The organism is Microcoleus sp. BR0-C5 (assembly GCF_036705045.1).
Lineage (GTDB): Bacteria > Cyanobacteriota > Cyanobacteriia > Cyanobacteriales > Microcoleaceae > Microcoleus.
In genome coordinates this window covers 78,843-100,310 of sequence record NZ_JAUBTR010000023.1, presented here as the reverse complement: position 1 = coordinate 100,310, position 21,468 = coordinate 78,843, and the positions used below count along the sequence as shown (strand labels likewise).

The following is a 21,468-nucleotide window of genomic DNA, read 5'->3' as shown; positions in this document are numbered from 1 at the left end:
CTTTCGAGATTTTGCTTTTCGGTAGCGAATTGCTGCTGCAAAGAAGCGATCGAACTTTCGCGTTCACTCAACTGCTGTTGTAAACTTTCGTAACTTGACTTCGCTACAGTTTCGGCTAATTGGCTTTCGAGATTTTGCTTTTCGGTAGCGAATTGCTGCTGCAAAGAAGCGATCGAACTTTCGCGTTCACTCAACTGCTGCTGTAAACTTTCGTAACTTGACTTGGCTACAGTTTCGGCTAATTGGCTTTCGAGATTTTGCTTTTCGGTAGCCAATTGCTGCTCCAAAGAAGCGATCGAACTTTCGCGTTCACTCAACTGCTGCTGTAAACTTTCGTAACTTGACTTGGCTACAGTTTCGGCTAATTGGCTTTCGAGATTTTGCTTTTCGGTAGCCAATTGCTGCTGCAAAGAAGCGATCGAACTTTCGCGTTCACTCAACTGCTGTTGTAAACTTTCGTAACTTGACTTCGCTACAGTTTCGGCTAATTGGCTTTCGAGATTTTGCTTTTCAGTAGCTAATTGCTGCTGCAAAGAAGCGATCGAACTTTCGCGTTCAGCCAACTGCTTCTGTAAAGTTTCGTAACTTTCTTGCAGCGGATTTGGCTTTACACTCACCGAGTCCGATAGGGTTTCTGCCGTTACAGCGTCATTAAATTCGCTTTCTTCGGCTGTTTCCCCTTGCAAGTGGGCGGCTTCTACCTGCGTTTCTTCACCTTTTTTCCAAGTGACACTAACTTCCGTCTTGTCGCTTGAAATATCCAGATTGCCTTGTGCCAAGCGTTCTAGGAGCTCCGACCTTGATATTCCGAGCTTTCGAGCGATCGTGTTCAATCGATCAGCACTAGAAGAAGTCAGCGAAAGTCCGATTTTGACTTTGCTGTCTGAATTGGAACTAACTACATTGCGATTTTTTTTGACCATTGGCATTTTCCTCATGCCAACCTACACTTATTAGTATAGTGGCTGAAGCTTGTATTAAAATTAATTCTTGTTACTTACCAATTGTGCCAGCTTGCGTTCCCAATTGAACAAAAATCCGTGAATGTATTTTTCGATCCATTCCTCGCCGTAGAACCGCGTGAACATTCCCTGACCCGGTTTTTTTGCGGCATCATACCGCAGCTAGCGCAGTTGAGCTTGCAAGCCGTTGTTTTAAAGCGAAGCTTCCAAAGTCGCACCTGCAACCCGATGATCTCGATCTTTTGCCAAATAGCTCACAGCAGCGCGAGCTTGAGGATTGTCAAATTTGCTCAGCGCGCGAGCAACTCGCAGCCGAATTCCCCAGTTATCCGAACTTACTAGAGGTAATAATTGCTGCAAGGCCTGTTCTTGCTTCGGGGTATTTGCCAGCACACCAAATCCGTCAATTGCTGCTTCCTGAACTGGTAAATCTTCGCCGCCAAGACCGATCGCACAAATTTCAAATACTGCATCAGGACACTGCATTTCGTACAGCGGAGCCATAATGCTGCGGCGGACGAGCCAATTGTCATCGCGGCGAAAAGCTTCCACTAAATGAGAAATTGCCTCGGTTCCGAACCTTGACAAAGAGTTAGCGGCTTCGGCGCGCACGTTCGGATCGCGATCGAACTGCATCATTTTTAACAGCGCCGCAAAAGCTTCCGCAGTTTGAATCTGCCGCAATCCCATCGCCACGAACGATCGCACCATAAACTCGCGATCGTCCACTTTGCTCAGCAACATCGGCAGCGCCACCGCAGAATCGCAGTTTCTCAGAGCCGTTACCCCCCGCAGCCTCTCTTGAGAATCCGAACTTTGCAGCGCTGCTTGGATTTCGCTAATTTCCATAAGCCAATTATAAATTTTTGTTACGTTTTTTTACAATTTTAGCAATTATTCCCGGATTTTGGGCAGATTAAAAAAAAATCACTGCTGAATAAAAAATTGTGTGGGTATTTAAGCAAAGTTTTGTATTAGTAATGAAGGCAATCAGCACCCTATTTATTTGAGTATGCGGAGGCATACTTTATTTTTTAAAATAGGTTGATAACAGCCGATTTGTAACAAGCAGCGACTTGGGCGCACTGCACAATAAAAGCATCTTCAACCCCAATTTTTGGAGAGAAAAGCGCAATTGAAAACCCTAATTCTCCCGCGCATAAAACCCCAAGTGATTGGCAATTGGACGTTCCTGCATGGGGATTTTATTCTGAATCGGAGCATTCAATAGTTTCGCTCCTGACGTGGATGCTACTGCAAAAGTTACAGATCCGCCGCCATCTAAATTTAGCACTGTCTCGGCTCCCAACTGCATCGAAATATCAGTTATTTCGCTCAAATTCAGCCCTTCACTGTAAAGCCTCTGCTTGCCGTCTGCCAGAATTAACCACAAATTGTCGCCTGTTTTGTCGATCGCCGCCACTGCACGGGGATAGGGCTTATCCTGTTTGCGTTCTTCCTGACTTTGTGCTACTGGTTTGCCATTTTTCACCAGCAAAGTATCTCCGGCAACTGCATAGGCTGTTCCCGCAGGACAAGTGCCGTTTTCGATTATTTGAGCGCGGTTTTGGGCATCAAAACAAAGGGCGGGAAAGCCTGAATGTGGTTGAGAATAAGCTTGGCTTTTGGCAATGGCGTGTCCGACATTATTTACTCGATCGCCACTGCGGGGATAGAAATCCCAAGGTGCTTCCTCGATGCAGGGATAAAAAAAGTTGCCGTTGACTGCTAATTGCAATTTAAATTCTTTCAGGAATTCAGTAGCGGTGCGGGCATTGGTTTCTGTTAAATCGGCTGTTGGGTTTCCGGGAGTGACAAAAATTCCTATTCCCGGCGCTTTTAGGTCGATGCTAACAATGTGAATTAGGTTGGGACGCGGATTAGTCCGAAATTCCCTGCGGTAGGCTATTCCTTGAAACAGCGATCGGGATTCGTTTGTTTGTTGGGGACGCAAAAAGTAGGGAATGTTGTAGAGTAGTATGGGTGTGAGCAATATTCCGAGACCGAGAATATGCCAAATTTGTTTGATCGTGGGTCGATAAGTCATACCATTTTAGATTTTAGATTGGGGACGGGAACACTGACAGATTTATATATTTTTAAGCATCCTGTACTAATATGAAGTATTCGGATTCCAATAATTTTAGCAATCAAATTTTACGAAATCGATCGTTCCAAGGACAAGTTCTTAACGGTGCTGATTTCAGCGGTGCGGATGTTCGAGGGTGCAATTTTAGAAATGCTCAGTTAGCGGGTGCGAATTTTCTCGGTGCGAAAATCGGGCTTTCTCGGCGACAGATAGCTGTTTTGAGTGCTGGGGCGATCGCGATTTGTTTGGTTGTGGGCGATGTTCTGACTCGACTGATTTTGGGAACTCAAGGACAATTACCGGGATCTGGCAGTTGGCCTTTTGTTCTGTTGCTGTACGGGGTTTTGAGCGCTGCTGGCTTCGCTTCGGCGATCGCCAGCAAACAGCCAAAAACTTCAAAAGCGGGTAGATTGGCACGAACAATTTCTGCTATTCTATCAGGAGCTTTGTTGGGATTTTTCTATGCTGGCACTGCAACTAATAATAATTCCCAGGCTGCTCTTGCTGGAATGTCGATCGGCGGGGTGTTAATGTTTTTTGTGAATTCCCGGATTCGTGGCCAATTTGCACAGGTTGCGATCGCATCGGCTGGAAGTGTGGCGACTTACGCAGCGGCTTTTTTGTTCAGTGCAACGGCGAGCGCTTTTCTGAGCACTCACAAACTGTTTTGGGGTATGTGTTTCGGTTTGTTGTCGCTGCTGTATCTTTGGTTTGCGTTTGTGTCTTTCTCGGCTATTGTTCGAGAGATTGGCAATGCTGAGGGTACTTCGTTCAGAGGGGCAAATCTCGCTGATGCTAAGTTCGATATATAGCCTTTCGAGCGTAACATGAGGTGCTCTGGCGGGCATAGGGCATAGGGCATAGGGCATAGGGCATAAGCATAGGACTCGCCCCCATACCTCACCACGCGATCGAACCGCTATAAATTACCTCTATCTAAAATCTAAAATTTAAAATCTAAAATTCCCTGACAGATATTCAAACAGCAATTGATCCAGCAGAAAGCGACGCTTTGCTGCAAACGGTGAGGGAGCAAATGGCGCTGGCAACTTTCAATCCCAACGACAGCGAAGTGCTCAAAAAGATGGTCGAATGTATGGGAGATTCGCAGGGAATGGTGAGGCTGAGTTTAGCCGAAACTCTCGGCTCAATTGGCAAACCTGCAACTTTTTTTTTGCTGGAAGCTTAGCACATCACCGCCACCCTGTCGTGCGTACAGCCTCTGCTAAAACGCTGACTCTGATTTGCGAGGCGATCGCCCGAACCACGCTGCTAGAAGCTTTTTTACACGATGAGGATCAAGTCGGGTGAGCAAGAGTGGGATTAAAGACAAAGCCTGCGGTTTCCAACCGCGCCTACACAGACAAAACCCAGTTGGAGTGCGTTAAAGAATTTTTACTCGATCGGGCCTTGACGTTTTACTCTCAAAATGAGAGTATAAGCATAGTATGCAAGCAACACGAAACGAAAGTCAAACGAAAGTCAAACGAAAAACAAACGAAAAACAAACGAAAACAAACGAAAAACAGAGAAGCTATGCAGAAAAAAAGAACTAATTCCAGAAAAGCCCATGCACCTAATCTCGATCCGCAACCTCCGTAAAGATGCTGCCCAGTATCGCGATGTCAAAAATCAAATTGATAGCTGGAACGCAACTGTAAAGCAAGCAGAATGGCAGAATTTGGACGAGGTTCGCAAGATTTACCGGGATGCCGAAGCAGTAGGAAACTTCACAGTCTTTAATATCAAAGGCAACGAATATCGCCTGATTGTCGGCATCAACTACGAGGAGCAAACTATTTTTTACAAATATTTCCTAACCCACGCTGAATACGACAAAGACAAATGGAAAAATGATCCTTACTTTTGATGGAGCCACTTATAGCCAGTTGCTTGCAGAAATCGCTCCTAGAGCGATCGAAACCGAAGAGGAATACGATCGCCTCCTGGCTGTGGCAGAACGGCTAACGTTCGCTAAAAACCTCACTCCAGAGGAGAGAGCTTTATACAAGTTGTTAGTAACGCTGATTGAAGTTTATGAGACAGAAAATTATCCGATCGACAAATCGGATCCTCATGAGATTTTGCAACACATCATGGAATCCAGCGGCACCCGTCAAGCGGACTTGGTAGGTATCATTGGATCGAGCGGTGTGGTGTCTGAGGTTGTGAATGGGAAAAGAGCGATTAGCAAGGCACAAGCTAAGGCACTAGGCGATTATTTTAAAATCTCACCTAGCTTGTTTATTTAATTGGGAATTTGGGCATTGGAAAAAACAATTAAGTGACCTAGACCATATCGCTGGCGATTGGTCTAGGTCACTATGGTTTTCTACTATTGGCATTATATCGGGGCGTTTATTCTCGGCGCGATCGCCCTAATTTACACTCAAACATTGAAAAGCGATCGCCCTTGATTTTTCTAAAAGAATTCAAGGGCGATCGCTCTAATCAAGGTATTTATCTCATATCAGAGATTTTTTTTGCAAGCTGTTTTTTTTGCCTGAACAGCTTGTTTAACGGAGAGGGAGGGATTCGAACCCTCGTTAAGTTGCCCTAAACACACTTTCCAGGCGTGCGCCTTCAACCGCTCGGCCACCTCTCCAGGGCTAAATTAATTCATTTAGCCACAGCTAAACTATATTAGCAGAACAAATCTGATTTGGGAAGGGGTAACGGCATAAATTTACTGTTTAATGTGGGTAGGGTGTCAAACGACGGGGCTTGGATTCTCCTCCCTGTGTCGCAAACCCCTTAATCTAAAGGAGTTTGCCCGCCAAACCCCAATCTAAAATCTAAAATCTAAAATCTAAAATTCCATGACTCACTCTTACACAATTAAAATTCATAACAGACAGACAGGCGATCGCCACACCGTGCGAGTACCCGAAGACCGCTACATCCTCCAAAGCGCCGAAAACCAAGGAGTAGAATTGCCTTTTTCCTGCCGCAACGGCGCTTGTACAGCCTGTGCGGTGCGCGTCAATTCGGGGGAACTGCACCAGCCAGAAGCAATGGGGCTTTCTGTGGAACTGCAAAAAGAAGGTTATGCCCTGCTGTGCGTCAGCTATCCCCGTTCCAACATCGAGGTAGAGACGCAAGACGAAGACGAAGTGTACGAACTGCAATTCGGTCGTTACTTCGGCAAAGGTAAAGTTAGAGCCGGTTTGCCGTTGGATGAAGAGTAAGGCAATTTGATAAATTATCAACTACCAATTATCCATGCTTTATCGATTATGTGCAATCGCCCTTTGTCTGTTGCTAGCTAGCTGCCAAAAACCAGAAATGCCCCAAGGTACGATCGCCAAAGTAGAAAGGGCCATCAGCGGGCAAACAATCGAAGTTATCAGTACAGCCGACAAAATAGCCTTATTAGAACAAATCAGGCTGATTGGTATTGATGCCCCGGATTTAAAACAGCAGCCTTGGGGAGAAGCAGCCAAACAAAGACTAGAACAGCTAATTGGGGGAAAACAGGTATTGTTAGAATCAGACATCGAACAGAAAGACCGGTTCGATCGCAAACTAGCCTACTTGTGGCAAGATAAAATTTTGCTCAACGAACTGCTAGTCAAAGAAGGTTATGCCCTCGCCTCGGTGCGAGCGCCAAACACCAAATACCAGCAGCGACTCATCAACGCTCAAGAATGGGCGAGACTGATGGGTAAAGGCCTGTGGAATCCAGAACGAGCCCTGCGCCAAACTCCCGCAGAATTCCGCCAGCAAAATCGGAAATAGTCGGTTGGGAATTGTTGACTGTTGACTGTTGACTGTTAACTGTTGACTGTTGACTGTTGACTGTTGACGGCGTTGAGTGATGACAACTGACAACTGACAACTGACAACTAACAACTGACAACTAACAACTGACAACTAACAACTGACAACTAACAACTGACAACTAATAAATGACAGACAATCAACTGCAAAACTTCTTAGAAATAGCCACCGAAGCAGCCCTAGCCGCCGGTTCCGTCCTGCAATCTTTCTGCGGAAAATTAGAAAAAATTCAAGAAAAAGGCCGATCAGGCGATTTAGTCACAGAAGCCGACAAAGCCTCCGAAGCCGTCATCTTAGAAATTCTCGGCCGCCACGTACCCGAACACGCCATCCTCGCCGAAGAATCAGGCAAATTAGGGGATGCCAGCAGCAAATACCTGTGGGCGATCGACCCTTTGGACGGCACAACAAATTATGCTCACCAATATCCTTTTTACGCCGTGTCGATCGGACTTTTAATCGACGGAATACCACAAATTGGAGTAATTTACGACCCTTTTCATAACGAATTGTTTCGGGCAGGCAAAGGATTGGGAGCAACCTGCAACCGTTCGCCGATCGAAGTTTCCCAAATCCCAGAATTGAGAACCAGCTTGCTAGTCACTGGCTTTGCATACGATCGGCGCGAAACAGCAGACAATAACTATGCCGAATTCTGTCACCTCACCCACCTCACCCAAGGCGTGCGGCGCAGCGGTTCCGCATCCCTAGACCTCGCACACCTGGCGATGGGGCGATCGGACGGATACTGGGAACGGGGACTCGCCCCTTGGGACGTAGCCGCCGGTGTAGTCATCGTCTCCGAAGCCGGAGGTCAAATTACAGCTTATGACGGCAGTGCCTTTGAGATGAACTCGGGTCGGATTTTGGCCACAAACGGCAAAATACACGCCGAACTCAGCGGCGCACTGCTAGCCGTTCCTCCCTTATCTTCCTGGGGGTAATCTGCCTGCAGCAAGAGATCGGGGGTAGTACGGGGGTCAGAACCCCTTGACTCAAGCTACATTAAAGAATAGTGAAAAGCCAGGAAAGGAAGAGTAAAAGTTATGTCTTTTGAAATGACAAAAGGGCTGTTCAAGTACGACTTTACAGATCAGCACGCAATTTTGGGAATTCCCTTAGACGCCGAGTTTAACGACATCCGCAAGCGCTACATGAAAATCGCCCGCCGCTTGCATTCGGATACTTGCTCTTTTGAAAGCCAAGCTGATAAAGATTGGGCTAACCAATTTTTGTCAAAAGTAGTCAATCCGGCTTACAATAAATTCTCTAAGGAAAGCGATCGCAAAGAATACAGCCTGCTATTAGCAGCCATCGGCAAGCGCGTCGTTAAAGAACAGGCTAAAATGCAAATTGAAAGCGAAGCAGCTAAACAGTTAGCTACCACTCAAAATTGGGAAGAAGCTTACAAAACAGCAGTTAGCAAACTCGCTCTCAAGCAGTACGAATCAGTTAAGGAAACCCAAGAGGCGATCGATCAAATTAGCGAACTTAACATGGTTTACCTGCTGCGAAAAGAGCGCATGGGTGGTGGTGCGGTTGCACCCATTTCACCCATAAAAGATGCAACCCCACCCCCACCCCCAACCCCAACCCCAACCCCAAACCCAACTCCAACCCCGCCCAAAGACGACCCGCGGATCGAAGCCTATTGCCGCCGAGCTCAAGGATTTATGGACAGCAAAAATTACGCTAAAGCAAGTTTGGAGTTGAGGGAAGTGCTGAAGGGCGCTCCAAAACACAGCAAGGCTCACGCTATGTTAGCAATGTGTTACCTTGAACAAAATCAAGCCACAATGGCGAAACTTGAGATGAACAAAGCTTTGGCATCAAATCCTGAAGAACCGACGGCTTTGGAGGTTAAGAAAAAGCTGGAACAAGCTTCCGCAAAGGCAAAAAAAGGTGATGATAAACCAGGATTTTTTGCAAGTTTGTTTGGCGGGAAGAAGAAGTGAGAAGTTGTCAGTTGTCAGTTTTGAATCGTTGAAAAGATAATAGGGCGGTTTCAAGCGCCCGGTCTTCTGAACCCAAGCGTATTATTGATACCTTAATTTGTTAAAGTCGAAGGTTAGGCTTGCCGCGTTCGACTTTAACACCGTCCCCTAAAGCTAAGCTTCTAAGCCCAATCAAAAATCTAAAGTCTAAAATCTAAAATTGATATGGTTCACCAACCCCCATCCGGTGCAAGAGATTTATTGCCCCTTGACGTTGCTCAAAAAATTTCGATCGAACGGCGCTTACAGCAGGTTTTTCACCGCTGGGGCTATCACCGGATTATTACTTCTACTCTAGAAAGGCTGGAAACTTTGATGGCTGGGGGCGCGATCGACCGATCGACCTTAATTCAACTGCAAGACGCCGAGGATGGAGAACTTGGTTTGCGGCCGGAATTGACAGCATCCATCGCCCGGGCGGCTGCAATGCGGATGGCCGGGACACGCTGGCAGCCTCAGCGCCTCTACTACAACGCCAACGTGTTCCGCAAAGGCCCAGATACTGGCTCAGGCGGGCAACAGGAGTTCTATCAAGCTGGGGTAGAGCTGCTGGGCGCGGGGGGGGCGGTTGCGGATGCGGAAGTGCTGCTGCTGCTGTCTGAGTGCTTGCAGAGCTTGGAAATTGATGACTGGCATTTGGTTTTGGGAGAAGCGGGCTTGACTGCAAGATTGCTGGAACCGTTTCCGCCAAACGTGCGCCAAAAAGTTCGGGGGGCGATCGCCAATCTCGATCGAATTGCCTTGGAAACTTTGCCGCTGTCAACGGAATTGCGAGAAAGAGCTCTGCTGTTATTTGACTTGCGCGGCTGCCCAGAAGAGGTGTTGCCAATTGTTGCTAAGCTGGATTTAGATGTGCCGCAGCAAGCCGCGTTAAATAATCTCAAATCTGCGATCGAATTGCTGCACAAATGCCAGTCAAAAATTCCCAATCTAAAATCCCACATTCACCTCGATTTGAGTTTAATTCAAACATTTGACTACTACACTGGAATTGTGTTTGAAGTTGTCAGCAGCAGCAAGAGTGGACAGCGAGTTTTAGGACAAGGGGGACGCTACGACCAACTGTTGGGACTGTTCGACCCCCAAGGGCAAAATTCCCCCGGCATCGGGTTTTGTCTGAATATTGAAGATTTGCACCAAGTTTTGCTGACAGAGGGGCAATTGCCCACGGAGACACCAGCTAGCGAATGGTTGGTTGTACCTCAAACTCCTGAAGCTGGGGCGGCGGCTTTTGATTATGCTCGCAAACTCCGAGAGTCTAATCACCTAGTTCGGGTAGAAATAGATTTGGAGAGTCGGGAGACAGCAGAGTCGGCCCGGGAATACGCGCGCGATCGACGAATTACTCAAATTGCTTGGGTAAATGCGGAAGGATTGCCAACAATTGAAACGGTAAATTAAGATCTGCTAGAGAACACCCATATCCCCGGCTTATTACAGAAGCCGTGGCTCTAACAAACATTGTACAAAAAACGTAAAAAAACTGATTTTTTACGCTAAATCCATTGCTGTAATGGTATTTTTCCCTACAAAATCCCGGTTTCTGCATCCCTGAGTAAGATCCTCTATCGGTTTGAGTTCGTGGTAGCATGGTGAGCGTTAGTTTCCAGTTGAAGAGTAAAAGTAAAAAATGCTGTTTAACTCCACACTGTTTTTAGGATTCCTGGTAGTTGTGGTGTATGTGTATTACTTACTGACACCGCACTACCGACGTTGGTTTTTGCTATTGGCTAGCTACTCTTTTTATTGGGCTTGGAGCGTACCATACTCAATTTTAATGGTTGGCTATACCCTGCTGGCTTATAAAACAGCTCGAATCATCGAGGATTCGACTAAACAGAGAAACCGAACTACGGCCTTAATTACTTTTCTGGCTGTAGTTATTAGCACTCTGTTTGTGTTCAAGTACGCCAACTTCTTCTTAGATTCGAGTTATTCGCTGTTGGGATTTAGGCTTTGGCCTCAACTGAACCTACTATTACCTCTGGGTATTTCTTTTTACACGTTCTCAACAATTAGCTACATAGTCGATGTCTACAAGGGCGTTACCAAGGCTCAAAAGTCAATCCTCGACGTAGGGCTATACGTGATTTTCTTCCCTAGCCTGCTGGCTGGGCCGATCGTCCGCGCCGAGGTTCTCATGCCCCAGTTTGCCTGTGAGTCATCGGTAGACTGGATTGTGATCCGCAGCGGTATTGCCCAGATTGTCTGGGGGATGCTGAAAAAAGTTTATGTAGCTGACTTGATCGCACCAATAGCTAACGAAGTTTTCGCCAGTCCAGAAAATGTTTCCGGGCTGGGGCTTGTGCTGGGTACATTAGCTTATACCGTTCAAGTCTACTGTGATTTTTCGGGTTATTCGGATATTGCGATCGGTTCGGCTCGCCTATTGGGAATTGAACTGCCGAAAAATTTTGAGAAACCTTATTTAGCCTATAGCATTACTGATTTCTGGCGCAGGTGGCACATTTCGCTGTCAAATTGGTTGCGCGACTACCTCTACATTCCTCTAGGCGGGAATCGGGGCGGCAATCTCCGCACTTACGCGAACCTAATGATTACGATGCTGCTGGGAGGCCTCTGGCACGGTGCTGGATGGAACTGGGTTGTTTGGGGAGGTTTGCAAGGAGCAATGCTCTCCATTGAACGAGCAACTAAACTTTCATCTAAGCCAACTTCTAAAATCAACTATTTAGTCCGCTGGCTGATTACCTTATTTCTAATATGTACTTCTTGGATATTCTTCCGGGCAGCGGATTTGAACAGTGCCGTTGTAGTATTGCAGCGGATATTGACCTTTGCTGACGGGCGGATACCTATTGACTATCGGCCGCTGTTCTACATGGCAACAATTCTGCTAGTTGAATGGTGGGATTTGAAGCAAAAATGGATGAGTTGGACACAAAACCACCCAAATTCGCTCAAGTGGATTACTTATGCAATGGCGATCGCGCTGATGTTTACCTTCGCCGGTGCCTCAAGTTCAAATTTCCTTTACTTCCAGTTCTAATCGGCTTGAAAAATTATGAGTCAGATATTTAATGACAAAGCCATTGCAAATTTAAAAACCACAGTTCGCTACATTGCTGTGGATTTGTCGAAGGTATTGTTGGCATTTGTATTATTAGAAGGACTCCTACAAGTGAGTGCTCCTGAGTATACCAATAATGTTTTCGATCGGGAATTCACAGGCGGTCATCCCATCGCCGTTAGCAGTCCCGGCAATCGCGGTCCTGTGGTGCCGATTAAAAAAGCTCCAGGCGAATTGCGAATCCTGGGAATGGGAGATTCCACCACCTTCGGTACTGGGATTGCTGCTGAAGATACTTGGCCAGCTCAGCTAGCAACTGTTTTTCAGAAAAACGGTACTAAGGCAACCTACATCAATAGCGCTCTAGAGGGTTATTCACTCAAGGAAATCAACACGGTTTACCGCAACCTGTGGTCTCAGTACCAGCCAGATTTAGTGGTACTGGCGGTAGACAACAACTTGGTTTCGATGAACTGGTTTCGTCGCGATGACAAATCAGTAACTGCAAACCCTTATCTGCAACCAATTGGCAAATCCAAGCTGGCGGGTCTGAAAAACCAGTTCAAAATCTTAGCTACCCCGTCTTGGCTGAAAATTAACGCCCAAAAATGCTTGTACTTCCTGGGTTTGGCAAACAACTACCTCACACCGGATGTTCCTTTGGGCGCAACCCTAGCCTTGGGTTGGCAGCAGGCTGATGTGCCTCCCGATATCGCCGAACGTGCTTGGAAGCAATTCGAGACGGATTTGAGTGTACTCCGGGACTCTGTTACTGCTGACGGCCGCTCTTTGGCTGTAGTTTACTTGCCTACTCGGTTTATGGCTTTTGACGGTTTTTCTGATAACGAACAGCAAGTACCTAGACAGCGGCTGACTATTGATGCGGGTAAGCGACTTGGGGAAATTAGTAAGTCTCTTGGTTTACCCTATGTCGATGCTACTGAAGGAGTTCGCCGCGGGCGATCGCAAATTGCTCAAAAAGAGGGTCGTTTTGCCCCGATGTATATTAAATTTGATACGGTTCACCTTGACAAAGACGGTCACAAAGCTGTGGCCCAAGATTTGTTCGGGCTGCTTGGCAAATCGAATCAACCTCGATAACGTCGGTTTTCAATGTTAAATTAGAAAAAAAACTGAGGCTTTAGATGCCATTCCAAGTAAAAAGTTATTTCTAGTTCGTCCACCAAATTTGAATAATTGAGAACACTGTGCCACATACTATCGTTACGAATATTTGCGAGGGAGTTGCTGATTGCGTCGGCGCTTGTCCGGTTGCTTGCATTCACCCCGGCCCGGGCAAAAATGTCAAGGGTACTGATTGGTTTTGGATTGATTTTGATACCTGCATTGACTGCGGTATTTGTTTGCAGGTGTGTCCTGTCGAAGGTGCGATCGTTCCAGATGAACGGCCCGAATTGCAGCAAACTCCGAGTTGATTGCAATTGAGGGCTAGATAGCTACATTAACTAAGGGGTAAGGTGCGCGCCTGCGTAGCGCACCCTACATTAACTTTTTTGCGAACCGCAGACGGCGCAGAGGACACAGAGAAGAAGCGTGAGAAATATCGAAAAAATCTAACGTTTAGATATCTAAGTCAGGTAATTAATTATGTTACTTTTAGATCCAAAAACTCTCGAACCTGCTACCGAACAGCGCATTATTTTATATGAGGTGAGTTGGGAGCAATACGAGCAACTTTCTGATATGTTGGTCGATGAATTCCCCAGGATGATCTACTTGGAAGGAACGTTAGAAATTATTATGACGACTTCGCCAGAACACGAAAGGATCAAAACAATTATTGCCCGGTTGATAGAAACCTATGCGGTTGAAAGGCTAATTAATCTCAACGGTTACGGTAGTGCTACATTTCGCCGCGAAGCTGTGAGACGGGGGGCCGAACCGGATGAGTGTTACTGCTTGGGTGCACTTGCAGAAATCCCTGATATTGCGATCGAAATTGCTCTAACTAGCGGTGGAGTTGACAAACTAGAAGTGTATCGCGGTTTGCAAGTTCCTGAAGTCTGGTTTTGGGCTAACGATCAATTTTCTCTTTACCACTTGCGGGAGTCTGGTTATGAGTTAATTTCGAGTAGTGAATTTTTGCCTGAGTTAGACTTTTCTGTATTGAGTCAATATGTAGGATATGTTAACCAAACTGAAGCTGTTATTGCTTATAGAACTGTTTTGCAAACAGCTACAGGAACCTCAAATCAATTGTGAACTCTTTCTCTTCCCTTCTCTTGTCTTGCTTCGTGTCCTTCGCGCCTTCGCGGTTCGTTAAAAAAAAAGCCCGATCGCACTTTACAAAAAAACTACAAAAAAACCTACAATCAAATCCCATGCAGCCGATCGCACTTTCCGAATCTCACATTTTCTCCATCCGCACCCATGCCGAAAGCGCTTATCCTGAAGAATGCTGTGGTTTGTTGCTCGGTCGAGTTACTGGCGATGTTAAAACGTTAGTAGAAGTTTGGCCGACTGAAAATGCTTGGAGTGCGGAAGCTGAGGAGAATTGGCCTGAAGAAAAAGGATTGACAGAACGACGCAGATATGCTATAAAGCCCGAAGATATGTTGCGGGCGATGAAACATGGGCGCGATCGCACTCTGGATATTATCGGTATATATCATTCTCACACGGATTGTCCTGCAGTGCCCTCAGAGTGCGATCGGACATTGGCCTGGGCCGAATACTCTTATATCATTGTGTCCGTCCGACAAGGCTGTTGGGAAGACCTCCGCAGTTGGAGTCTTGACGGAGAGGGGAACTTTCAAGCAGAGGAAATTCGCCTAGTGGAACCGACTCAGATTAAGAAATAATTAGTAAAAATAACAAACAGGTAAAAATGCGAAAGATTCAGATAGGATATAATTCTAAATCGGCGCTACACCCAATATCATGCTAAATCCTAATCTGGACGAGATCCAGCTCAACAAACAAGAATACGAACGCTACTCTCGCCACCTCATCCTGCCAGAAGTTGGATTGGAAGGGCAAAAGCGTCTCAAAGCTGCCAGCGTACTGTGCATCGGTACAGGAGGCCTCGGTTCGCCGCTGCTGCTGTATTTAGCTGCCGCCGGTGTTGGCCGCATAGGGATTGTAGACTTTGATATTGTTGATCATTCCAACTTGCAGCGGCAGGTTATTCACGGCACTTCTTGGGTTGGGAAACCGAAGATTGAGTCGGCTAAAAATCGGATTTTAGAAATTAATCCTTTTTGTCAAGTTGATTTGTACGAAACTCGCGTTAGTTCCGAAAATGCGATCGACATTGCCACTCCTTACGATATCATCATCGACGGCACGGACAACTTCCCGACTCGCTATTTGATGAACGACGTTTGCGTCCTTCTAAACAAGCCCAACGTCTACGGTTCCATCTTCCGATTTGAAGGACAAGCAACAGTTTTCAATTACGAAGGCGGCCCGAATTACCGCGATTTGTACCCGGAACCCCCGCCTCCGGGCATGGTTCCTTCTTGTGCCGAAGGCGGCGTTTTAGGCGTTTTGTGCGGAGTTGTCGGTTCTATCCAAGCAACGGAAGCTATCAAAATTATCTTGGGTCAAGGCACTACTTTGAGCGGCAGACTGTTGCTTTACAATGCCTTAGATATGACGTTCCGGCAATTGAAACTGCGGCCGAATCCAGTGCGCCCGGTAATTGAAAAGTTAATCGATTACGAACAATTCTGCGGCATTCCTCAAGCAAAAGCGCAGGAAGCGCAAGAACAACAGCAAATTTCTGAGATGACTGTCACGGAACTTAAAGAGTTAATCGACAGCGGTGCCAAGGATTTTGTATTGTTAGATGTTCGCAATCCCAACGAGTATCAAATTGCTCAAATTCCTGGGTCGGTTTTGGTTCCTTTGCCGGATATCGAACACGGCGCAGGTGTTGCTAAGGTCAAGGAATTGTTGAACGGCCACCGCTTGATTGCACACTGCAAAATGGGCGGACGTTCTGCCAAGGCTTTGGGGATTTTGAAGGAAGCTGGAATTGAGGGGATTAATGTTAAGGGCGGGATTACTGCTTGGAGTGAAGAAGTAGACCCGTCTGTTCCTCAATATTAAGCTCAATCTTTTTCTGGGGCGGGCGATTTGCCCGCCCGGAACCGGGATGATTAGACTTCTTGCACTCATTCGCAAACAATCTCAAAATTATCTGCGTTAATCTGTGTTTATCTGCCTTGAATCTGCGGTTTCCGTATTAATCAAGGATTTATGCAATTCAAGTCTATTGCGGCGGCAACTGTTTATTTCTATTTAGTAGATTCTTGAACTTACCTAGTAGATTCTTGGACTTGGCACTCAACATAACAAGAAGCGAAACCCCAACCCCCGCACCGATACTAATCAACAATACCAACGCAAAAGAATTAATTCCCACCTTCAGGAAAGGCAAAGGCAAAGCAATAATTTGATTCGGCGGTTCTGGTTTAATCAAATAAGGAGAACTGCCAGCCACTACCCCGGCTACTCCCAAACCGAAGCCGACAGCTTGAATCGTGACTTCTAACTTCGCATTCCGATAAGCTTCTTCAATGGCGACAACTCCTCGAATTGCTTCCATTGCTTTGTCTAGCAAGCCTGTGCCGTGTTTGAAGTAGCCTAAGTCGGCTTTGATTTGTTCTTCAAACTGCGGGCAAGTTTCTTTGCTGAATAATTCGAGAAAGCTTAAATCCCGATCGCTATCACTGTACTTCTTGCTTGATTTTAAGTCAAGACTTATTTGATTTAATTTCTCTTGGTAATTTTTGGCGTTAATGGCGATCGTATTTTGCCGAAACTCCAAGTCCATCAGCAACCGCGCATAATTCACAGCGCGGGGCGGCATCTCGATTGTCTGACGTTGGAGACGTTCTAATTTCTCTTCCTTTAAACCCGCACCTTTCAAGTGTCGCTGGTGGGGTTCGTCAGGCTGCAAATACTTAAAAGTCGCGTCGATATCCAGTTCAATTTGTTTGTATTCCTCGCGAGTCACCAAGTAAGTTTTGCGGCTGTCGCGATAAGCGCGAATAATCTTATTCCGGTACAAAAACAACTCGACAAAATCGCTGTACCGCGTCTCATCCCAGATTTCATCAGTTGCAGAACTGTTGAAAAACCAGACTATAATGTGGCATTCAGTATCTGGCCGGCTGGGATTGCCGTATTCTAAAATCGGGCTACCGAACAACTCACCTTGACGGTAAAAAGTCGGCAGATTTTGACCGGAAATAAATTTTTCTAGACACTGTTGGGCTAAATTTTTCAGAAACTGCGAATCTTCCCGCGCCGCTTGATTTTGTTCGACACTCAGCCAAGCTGTAAGCAGCAGAGTTTGACCGAAATAGCTTTGCAAAAAATCCGGCAGCAAGCAGTTATCGGGATTAAATTCCTTGAAGATGCTAACATCGACAGCGGGCGTTTTAATGTTGTTAACTTTTTCGGGAACGCGAATTTGTAAACCCAAGGCATAGCTGTCATCAATCCGCAGCGGTTGGGCAAAACCTTTGAGATTTATTTGCTGGTTGTCATGGGAAATAGTCTTGGCAAAAGCCAGAGAATTTCGGTTTCCGACAACTTGTTTGTTAATTAGGTTAACTCGCGATCCGGCAGGTTCGTCTTTTTTGGACAAGTAGCTGCCGTTGAAGGCCGTACCGACTGCTAATTTAGCTTGCAATATCTCGTGGCACTTCTGCCACAGTTTGGTTAATTCTACAGGAGAACTCGACTCTGATTCTAGGGGTTTGCAGAGGTGATAGGCAAATAGATAGACGTTGGGGGCATAGATTTTACTATTTTGAGTCATTGTCTCTATTTGATTGATTCTCTGCATCGAGTTCTTTTTGAAGTTTATTGTACCTATCTCCAATGCTTTGACGCAGAACTTGAGTGAGATTGGTTAGCGGCTGCATTGTAGTTGAGGTGGGTTCGCCTCCATCGTCGATATCTTTCCGCACTTTATCTATTAAAGTTTCTCCCAATCCGTGTTTGCTGCACCACTTACTGATAGTCATCGCAATCGGAAATAATTCATCATCGGCTGATTCTGCTATTTCTGTCTCTAGTTTGGGTAAATCTTGCCATGCTTTCGGCATGAAAATGCTCGGATTTTCTGTCAGCCATTTCAGAAAGGTAATGATAACTTTTTCCGGTTCCATTGTAATTACTCCCGTGATTAAAAAATATAAATTCGTAGGGGCGGGTTTCATCAACCATAATCGCCTGAAATCGACAATCTCAAAAACCCGCCCCCACCATACGAAAAATCATCATCTACATCTTAACATTCGATGCAAATTTCAGGTTGATGTGGGTTATTGGTGGGGTGGGGGCGGGTTTATCTAGATTGTTGGTCATCGTTATATATTGTTTGTAAAACCCGCCCCTACAAAATGCTGATGGCACACCTAACTTAATATCCAGTAGCACAGAATGCCGCCCAATACTTGGGATGGCTAAACGGCTGTTCCTCTGGCGATAATACTAACCACAGTTCCACACTTTGTCCAGATTTTTTATCTAAATTTAAGGATCTTACCCAAACTTCAAAATCCTCCTTGCTGACTGCGCGCATCCAGTTTTGGGCGGCGTTCAAAGCGACTGCTACTGAAACTTGAGGTTGCAATTCCTGATAAAATTTTATCATTAAAATCGCCGTCGCAAAATCATCGACCGACCACAATGTGCTCACAACATTCATACTACCAGCATACAAGAAGCCGCTTGGTAAACCGATGTATTCATCTGTCATTGTTGTTGACTGGGTTAAGCCGGTTTCGCAGGCGGAGAGTGTCACGAGATTGCACTTGCTTAACTCTAAATCGGCAAAGATTTCTCGCAAGGTTAGGCATTTTTCCGGGATGGCTTTTCGCCCGCTTCGCATTGTCACATAGCGCGGAGTTTCGGGCGATTCGGGCGGGCACGGGGGCACCGCCCCTACGGGAGATTCGATGGAATCGGCTAGGGCTAGAAGGGATAGCAGCGGATAGTCAAAGTTAAAGACTCCGTGACAGGAAAAGTGGATGTAGCTGGCATTAGCGAGGTTTTTGAGGTTTTCGTTGAAGGCGATTTTTGTGGCGTGTTGTTTGATTAATATGTCGTGGGGATTGAATCTTTTTTTGATGGTTTCTACTTCCATGTCGGCGTTTGATAAATCTTCGGTGGGATTCTGAATCGCAAATAATGGCTGCAATTCGGGGGCGGCAGATGTGCGGGTTTTGCTGCGGTTTTGTATGAGTTGCAGCAGTTGCAAACTGGGGGCGTATTTCACGCCGTCGGGGAAGCTGTCTAGGAGGTATTTCGTAGGGGCGGTGCCCCCGTGCCCGCCCTCTGATGTGAATGGTAGGGCGTGGAGGGGGAATAAGTGCAGGTAGCGGTGAGGTACTAATATTAGTTGGCGGCAATCGTTGGGGATTTTGGCGACTATCTCGTTTAGCCGCAGGATTTCGGAGAGTTTTTGGAGTTTGTCGGATAAGGTTTGTTGCCAGATTTTTTGTTTGGCTTCGTCGCGGTATTCGTTGAGATAGTCGTTTGTCCAGGTTTCTAATTCGGCTAATTCGGCGGCGGTGATTGGTACTAAGTCTATTTTGTTGTGGGTGATGATGAAGGCTGATCCCCCCCAGTCTTCGTTGTTAAATTGGGGGTTGCCGATGTACCATTCTACAATTGCTGTTTTTGTGTCTAATGTTTTCTGGAATTCGGCGATGTTTATGGGTTTGACTGCTTGGGTTAAAACAAATTCGGGTTCGCGCTGTTTTATCTGTTCCAGCAATTGTTCTAATTGCTGCAATGCTGTTGCTAAGTTGTCTGTTTGTTGTTGCAGTGATTCGGGGCTGAGGCTGCGGGTTTGAGTTGCGCGTTGTGTGTCGGAGTCTTCTGGAACCCCCCCCGGCCCCCCCTTGCTAAGGGGGGGAGAAAGAGTGGGAGAGGATGATTCTGTTTCTAGGGATTGTTGGGCGGCGGCGATTTGGCGGCGCAAGTCTCTGAGTTGCTGTTTCTCGGTTTCGGTGGCTGTTTTGGGATAGATTTCGCTGTTGGTGAAGAGTTCGACTAGGTAGCGGGATTTGCTGCGTTCTACGGTTTGGACTGCTTTGTGATATTGTTGGTGGTTGATGCAGGATTGCATCATTTTTTCGTAGATTTTGAGGTTTTCTTCTATGATTTGTCGTTTGCGGCTTTGGGATGTTACCCACTCGCGGGTTTGTTCGACTGCTTCGATGGCTTTTTCGTAGCCGAAGATGGCTGTTTCCCACAAACTTTCGGCAAATCCTAAATTGCCTAAGTTTCGCCCTGTTTGCAGACAGTCAAGAGGTAAGGTGGTAGGAGTGCGAAGTTGTAAAGCTACTTCATAAAATGCGATCGCCCTTTCTATATTCTCTCCCCTGTCTCCCTTGATTCTGTCCTGGTAAGCAAGACCCAAATTATTTTGAGTCGTTGCCCAATATTCGGGAAAAGCTGCGCGGGTGAGAACTTGTAAAGCTGCTTCATAAAATGCGATGGCCTTTTCTATATTCTCTCCCCTGTCTCCCTTGATTCTGTCACTGTAAGCATTTGCCAAATTATTTTGAGTCATTGCCCAATCTTGGGGAAAATCTGCGCGGGTGCGAACTTGTAAAGCTACTTCATAAAAAGTGATCGCCCTTTCTATATTCTCTCCCCTGTCTTCCTTGATTCTGGAATAGTAAGCATTTGCCAAATTATGTTGAGTCGTTGCCCAATATTCGGGAAAAGCTGCGCGGGTCAGAACTTGTAAAGCTGCTTCATAAAAGGTGATCGCCCTTTCTATATTCTCTCCCCTGTTTCCCTTGATTCTCTGGCTGTAAGCTTCTCCCAAATTATTTTGAGTCATTGCCCAATCTTCGGGAAAAGCGGGGCGGGTGTAAACTTGTAAAGCTGCTTCATAAAATGCGATTGCCCTTTTTATATTCTCTCCCCTGTCTCCCTTGATTCTCTGGCTGTAAGCATTTGCCAAATTATTTTGAGTCATTGCCCAATCTTCGGGAAAAGCTGCGCGGGTGCGAACTTGTAAAGCTGCTTCAGAAAAGGCGATCGCCCTTTCTATATTCTCTCCCCTGTCTCCCTTGATTCTGTCATTGTAAGCAAGACCCAAATTATGTTGAGTAGCTGCCCAATCTTCGGGAAAAGCTGCGCGGGTGCGAACTTGTAAAGCTGCTTCAGAAAAGGCGATCGCCCTTTCTATATTCTCTCCCCTTTCTCCCTTGATTCTGTTTCTGTAAGCTTCTCCCAAATTATTTTGAGTCATTGCCCAATCTTGGGGAAAATCTGCGCGGGTGCGAACTTGTAAAGCTACTTCATAAAAGGCGATCGCCCTTTCTATATTCTCTCCCCTGTCTCCCTTGATTCTGTCATTGTAAGCAAGACCCAAATTATGTTGAGTAGCTGCCCAATCTTCGGGAAAAGCTGCGCGGGTGCGAACTTGTAAAGCTGCTTCATAAAAGGCGATCGCCCTTTCTATATTCTCTCCCCTGTCTCCCTTGATTCTGTCCTTGTAAGCAATTGCCAAATTATTTTGAGTCGTTGCCCAATATTCGGGAAAAGCTGCGCGGGTGCGAACTTGTAAAGCTGCTTCATAAAAGGCGATCGCCCTTTCTATATTCTCTCCCC

At 46.2% G+C, this 21,468-nt stretch carries 22 protein-coding genes and 1 tRNA gene; 15 read left to right on the top strand and 8 right to left on the bottom strand.

All coding sequences use genetic code 11. The features are described from left to right. From QUB08_RS13645 to QUB08_RS13630, 4 genes are all read right to left on the bottom strand, one after another. Positions 1 to 923: ribbon-helix-helix protein, CopG family (locus QUB08_RS13645; protein ID WP_333225208.1), on the bottom strand; the 923-nt coding region annotated here is incomplete at its 3' end. A gap of 60 nt (positions 924 to 983) precedes the next feature. Then, a complete protein-coding gene (locus QUB08_RS13640) occupies positions 984 to 1,124 on the bottom strand; it encodes a hypothetical protein (RefSeq protein WP_333225210.1) in 141 nt (46 codons plus the stop codon). A 30-nt stretch (positions 1,125 to 1,154) separates the two neighbouring features. Then, positions 1,155 to 1,811, bottom strand: a complete 657-nt coding sequence (locus QUB08_RS13635) for a HEAT repeat domain-containing protein (protein ID WP_333225207.1) — start codon at positions 1,809 to 1,811, stop codon at positions 1,155 to 1,157. 295 nt (positions 1,812 to 2,106) lie between these two features. Further along, positions 2,107 to 3,009, bottom strand: coding sequence for a phosphodiester glycosidase family protein (locus QUB08_RS13630; protein ID WP_333225206.1), 903 nt, complete (start codon positions 3,007 to 3,009; stop codon positions 2,107 to 2,109). A gap of 71 nt (positions 3,010 to 3,080) precedes the next feature. On the opposite strand from QUB08_RS13630, the gene QUB08_RS13625 reads away from it, so the two are divergent. The 4 genes from QUB08_RS13625 to QUB08_RS13610 all read left to right on the top strand — a co-directional run bounded on the left by QUB08_RS13625 (position 3,081) and on the right by QUB08_RS13610 (position 5,303). Next, positions 3,081 to 3,863 (top strand): pentapeptide repeat-containing protein, encoded by a 783-nt coding sequence (locus tag QUB08_RS13625; protein ID WP_333225205.1) that lies wholly within the window; start codon positions 3,081 to 3,083, stop codon positions 3,861 to 3,863. 224 nt (positions 3,864 to 4,087) lie between these two features. Further along, a complete protein-coding gene (locus QUB08_RS13620) occupies positions 4,088 to 4,240 on the top strand; it encodes a HEAT repeat domain-containing protein (protein WP_333225204.1) in 153 nt (50 codons plus the stop codon). 381 nt (positions 4,241 to 4,621) lie between these two features. Beyond that, the gene (locus QUB08_RS13615; RefSeq protein ID WP_333225203.1) at positions 4,622 to 4,921 is read left to right on the top strand and encodes a type II toxin-antitoxin system HigB family toxin; all 300 of its coding nucleotides are present in this window, start codon (positions 4,622 to 4,624) and stop codon (positions 4,919 to 4,921) included. Continuing rightward, positions 4,905 to 5,303: a transcriptional regulator gene (locus tag QUB08_RS13610; protein ID WP_333225202.1), complete on the top strand. Its 399-nt coding sequence runs from the start codon at positions 4,905 to 4,907 to the stop codon at positions 5,301 to 5,303. The genes QUB08_RS13615 and QUB08_RS13610 overlap by 17 nt, the downstream gene beginning before the upstream one ends. A gap of 268 nt (positions 5,304 to 5,571) precedes the next feature. Here the strand turns inward: QUB08_RS13610 and QUB08_RS13605 are convergent. Continuing rightward, positions 5,572 to 5,656, bottom strand: a tRNA-Ser gene (locus tag QUB08_RS13605). Between the two features lie 214 nt (positions 5,657 to 5,870). Here QUB08_RS13605 and QUB08_RS13600 point away from each other — a divergent pair. The 11 genes from QUB08_RS13600 (at position 5,871) to moeB (ending at position 15,930) form a co-directional block, all read left to right on the top strand. Beyond that, positions 5,871 to 6,239, top strand: coding sequence for a 2Fe-2S iron-sulfur cluster-binding protein (locus QUB08_RS13600; protein WP_333225201.1), 369 nt, complete (start codon positions 5,871 to 5,873; stop codon positions 6,237 to 6,239). Between the two features lie 34 nt (positions 6,240 to 6,273). Beyond that, on the top strand, positions 6,274 to 6,789 hold the full coding sequence (locus tag QUB08_RS13595) for a thermonuclease family protein (protein ID WP_333225200.1): 516 nt from the start codon (positions 6,274 to 6,276) through the stop codon (positions 6,787 to 6,789). Between the two features lie 170 nt (positions 6,790 to 6,959). Continuing rightward, positions 6,960 to 7,775 (top strand): inositol monophosphatase family protein, encoded by an 816-nt coding sequence (locus QUB08_RS13590; protein ID WP_333225199.1) that lies wholly within the window; start codon positions 6,960 to 6,962, stop codon positions 7,773 to 7,775. 102 nt (positions 7,776 to 7,877) lie between these two features. Further along, a complete protein-coding gene (locus QUB08_RS13585; RefSeq protein WP_333225198.1) occupies positions 7,878 to 8,786 on the top strand; it encodes a tetratricopeptide repeat protein in 909 nt (302 codons plus the stop codon). Between the two features lie 204 nt (positions 8,787 to 8,990). After that, positions 8,991 to 10,226, top strand: coding sequence for an ATP phosphoribosyltransferase regulatory subunit (locus QUB08_RS13580; RefSeq protein WP_333225197.1), 1,236 nt, complete (start codon positions 8,991 to 8,993; stop codon positions 10,224 to 10,226). Positions 10,227 to 10,455: 229 nt separating this feature from the next. Beyond that, entirely contained in the window at positions 10,456 to 11,835 is a 1,380-nt protein-coding gene (locus QUB08_RS13575; protein ID WP_333225196.1) for an MBOAT family protein, read from the top strand. Between the two features lie 15 nt (positions 11,836 to 11,850). Then, positions 11,851 to 12,957: a hypothetical protein gene (locus QUB08_RS13570; protein WP_333225195.1), complete on the top strand. Its 1,107-nt coding sequence runs from the start codon at positions 11,851 to 11,853 to the stop codon at positions 12,955 to 12,957. A gap of 107 nt (positions 12,958 to 13,064) precedes the next feature. Next, positions 13,065 to 13,292 (top strand): ferredoxin family protein, encoded by a 228-nt coding sequence (locus QUB08_RS13565; protein WP_333225194.1) that lies wholly within the window; start codon positions 13,065 to 13,067, stop codon positions 13,290 to 13,292. A 172-nt stretch (positions 13,293 to 13,464) separates the two neighbouring features. Continuing rightward, on the top strand, positions 13,465 to 14,079 hold the full coding sequence (locus QUB08_RS13560; RefSeq protein ID WP_333225193.1) for a Uma2 family endonuclease: 615 nt from the start codon (positions 13,465 to 13,467) through the stop codon (positions 14,077 to 14,079). Between the two features lie 119 nt (positions 14,080 to 14,198). Further along, entirely contained in the window at positions 14,199 to 14,678 is a 480-nt protein-coding gene (locus tag QUB08_RS13555) for a M67 family metallopeptidase (protein WP_333225192.1), read from the top strand. A 79-nt stretch (positions 14,679 to 14,757) separates the two neighbouring features. Continuing rightward, positions 14,758 to 15,930, top strand: a complete 1,173-nt coding sequence (gene moeB / locus QUB08_RS13550) for a molybdopterin-synthase adenylyltransferase MoeB (RefSeq protein ID WP_333225191.1) — start codon at positions 14,758 to 14,760, stop codon at positions 15,928 to 15,930. A 163-nt stretch (positions 15,931 to 16,093) separates the two neighbouring features. Here the strand turns inward: moeB and QUB08_RS13545 are convergent, their stop codons facing one another. The 3 genes from QUB08_RS13545 to QUB08_RS13535 form a co-directional block, all read right to left on the bottom strand. Further along, complete coding sequence (locus QUB08_RS13545) at positions 16,094 to 17,650, bottom strand: hypothetical protein (RefSeq protein ID WP_333225190.1); 1,557 nt, start codon at positions 17,648 to 17,650, stop codon at positions 16,094 to 16,096. Next, positions 17,637 to 18,053 (bottom strand): hypothetical protein, encoded by a 417-nt coding sequence (locus QUB08_RS13540; RefSeq protein WP_333225189.1) that lies wholly within the window; start codon positions 18,051 to 18,053, stop codon positions 17,637 to 17,639. Before QUB08_RS13540 ends, QUB08_RS13545 begins: the two co-directional genes overlap by 14 nt. Positions 18,054 to 18,256: 203 nt before the next feature. Next, a partial coding sequence (locus tag QUB08_RS13535) for a CHAT domain-containing protein (RefSeq protein ID WP_333225188.1) occupies positions 18,257 to 21,468 on the bottom strand: 3,212 nt, incomplete at its 5' end.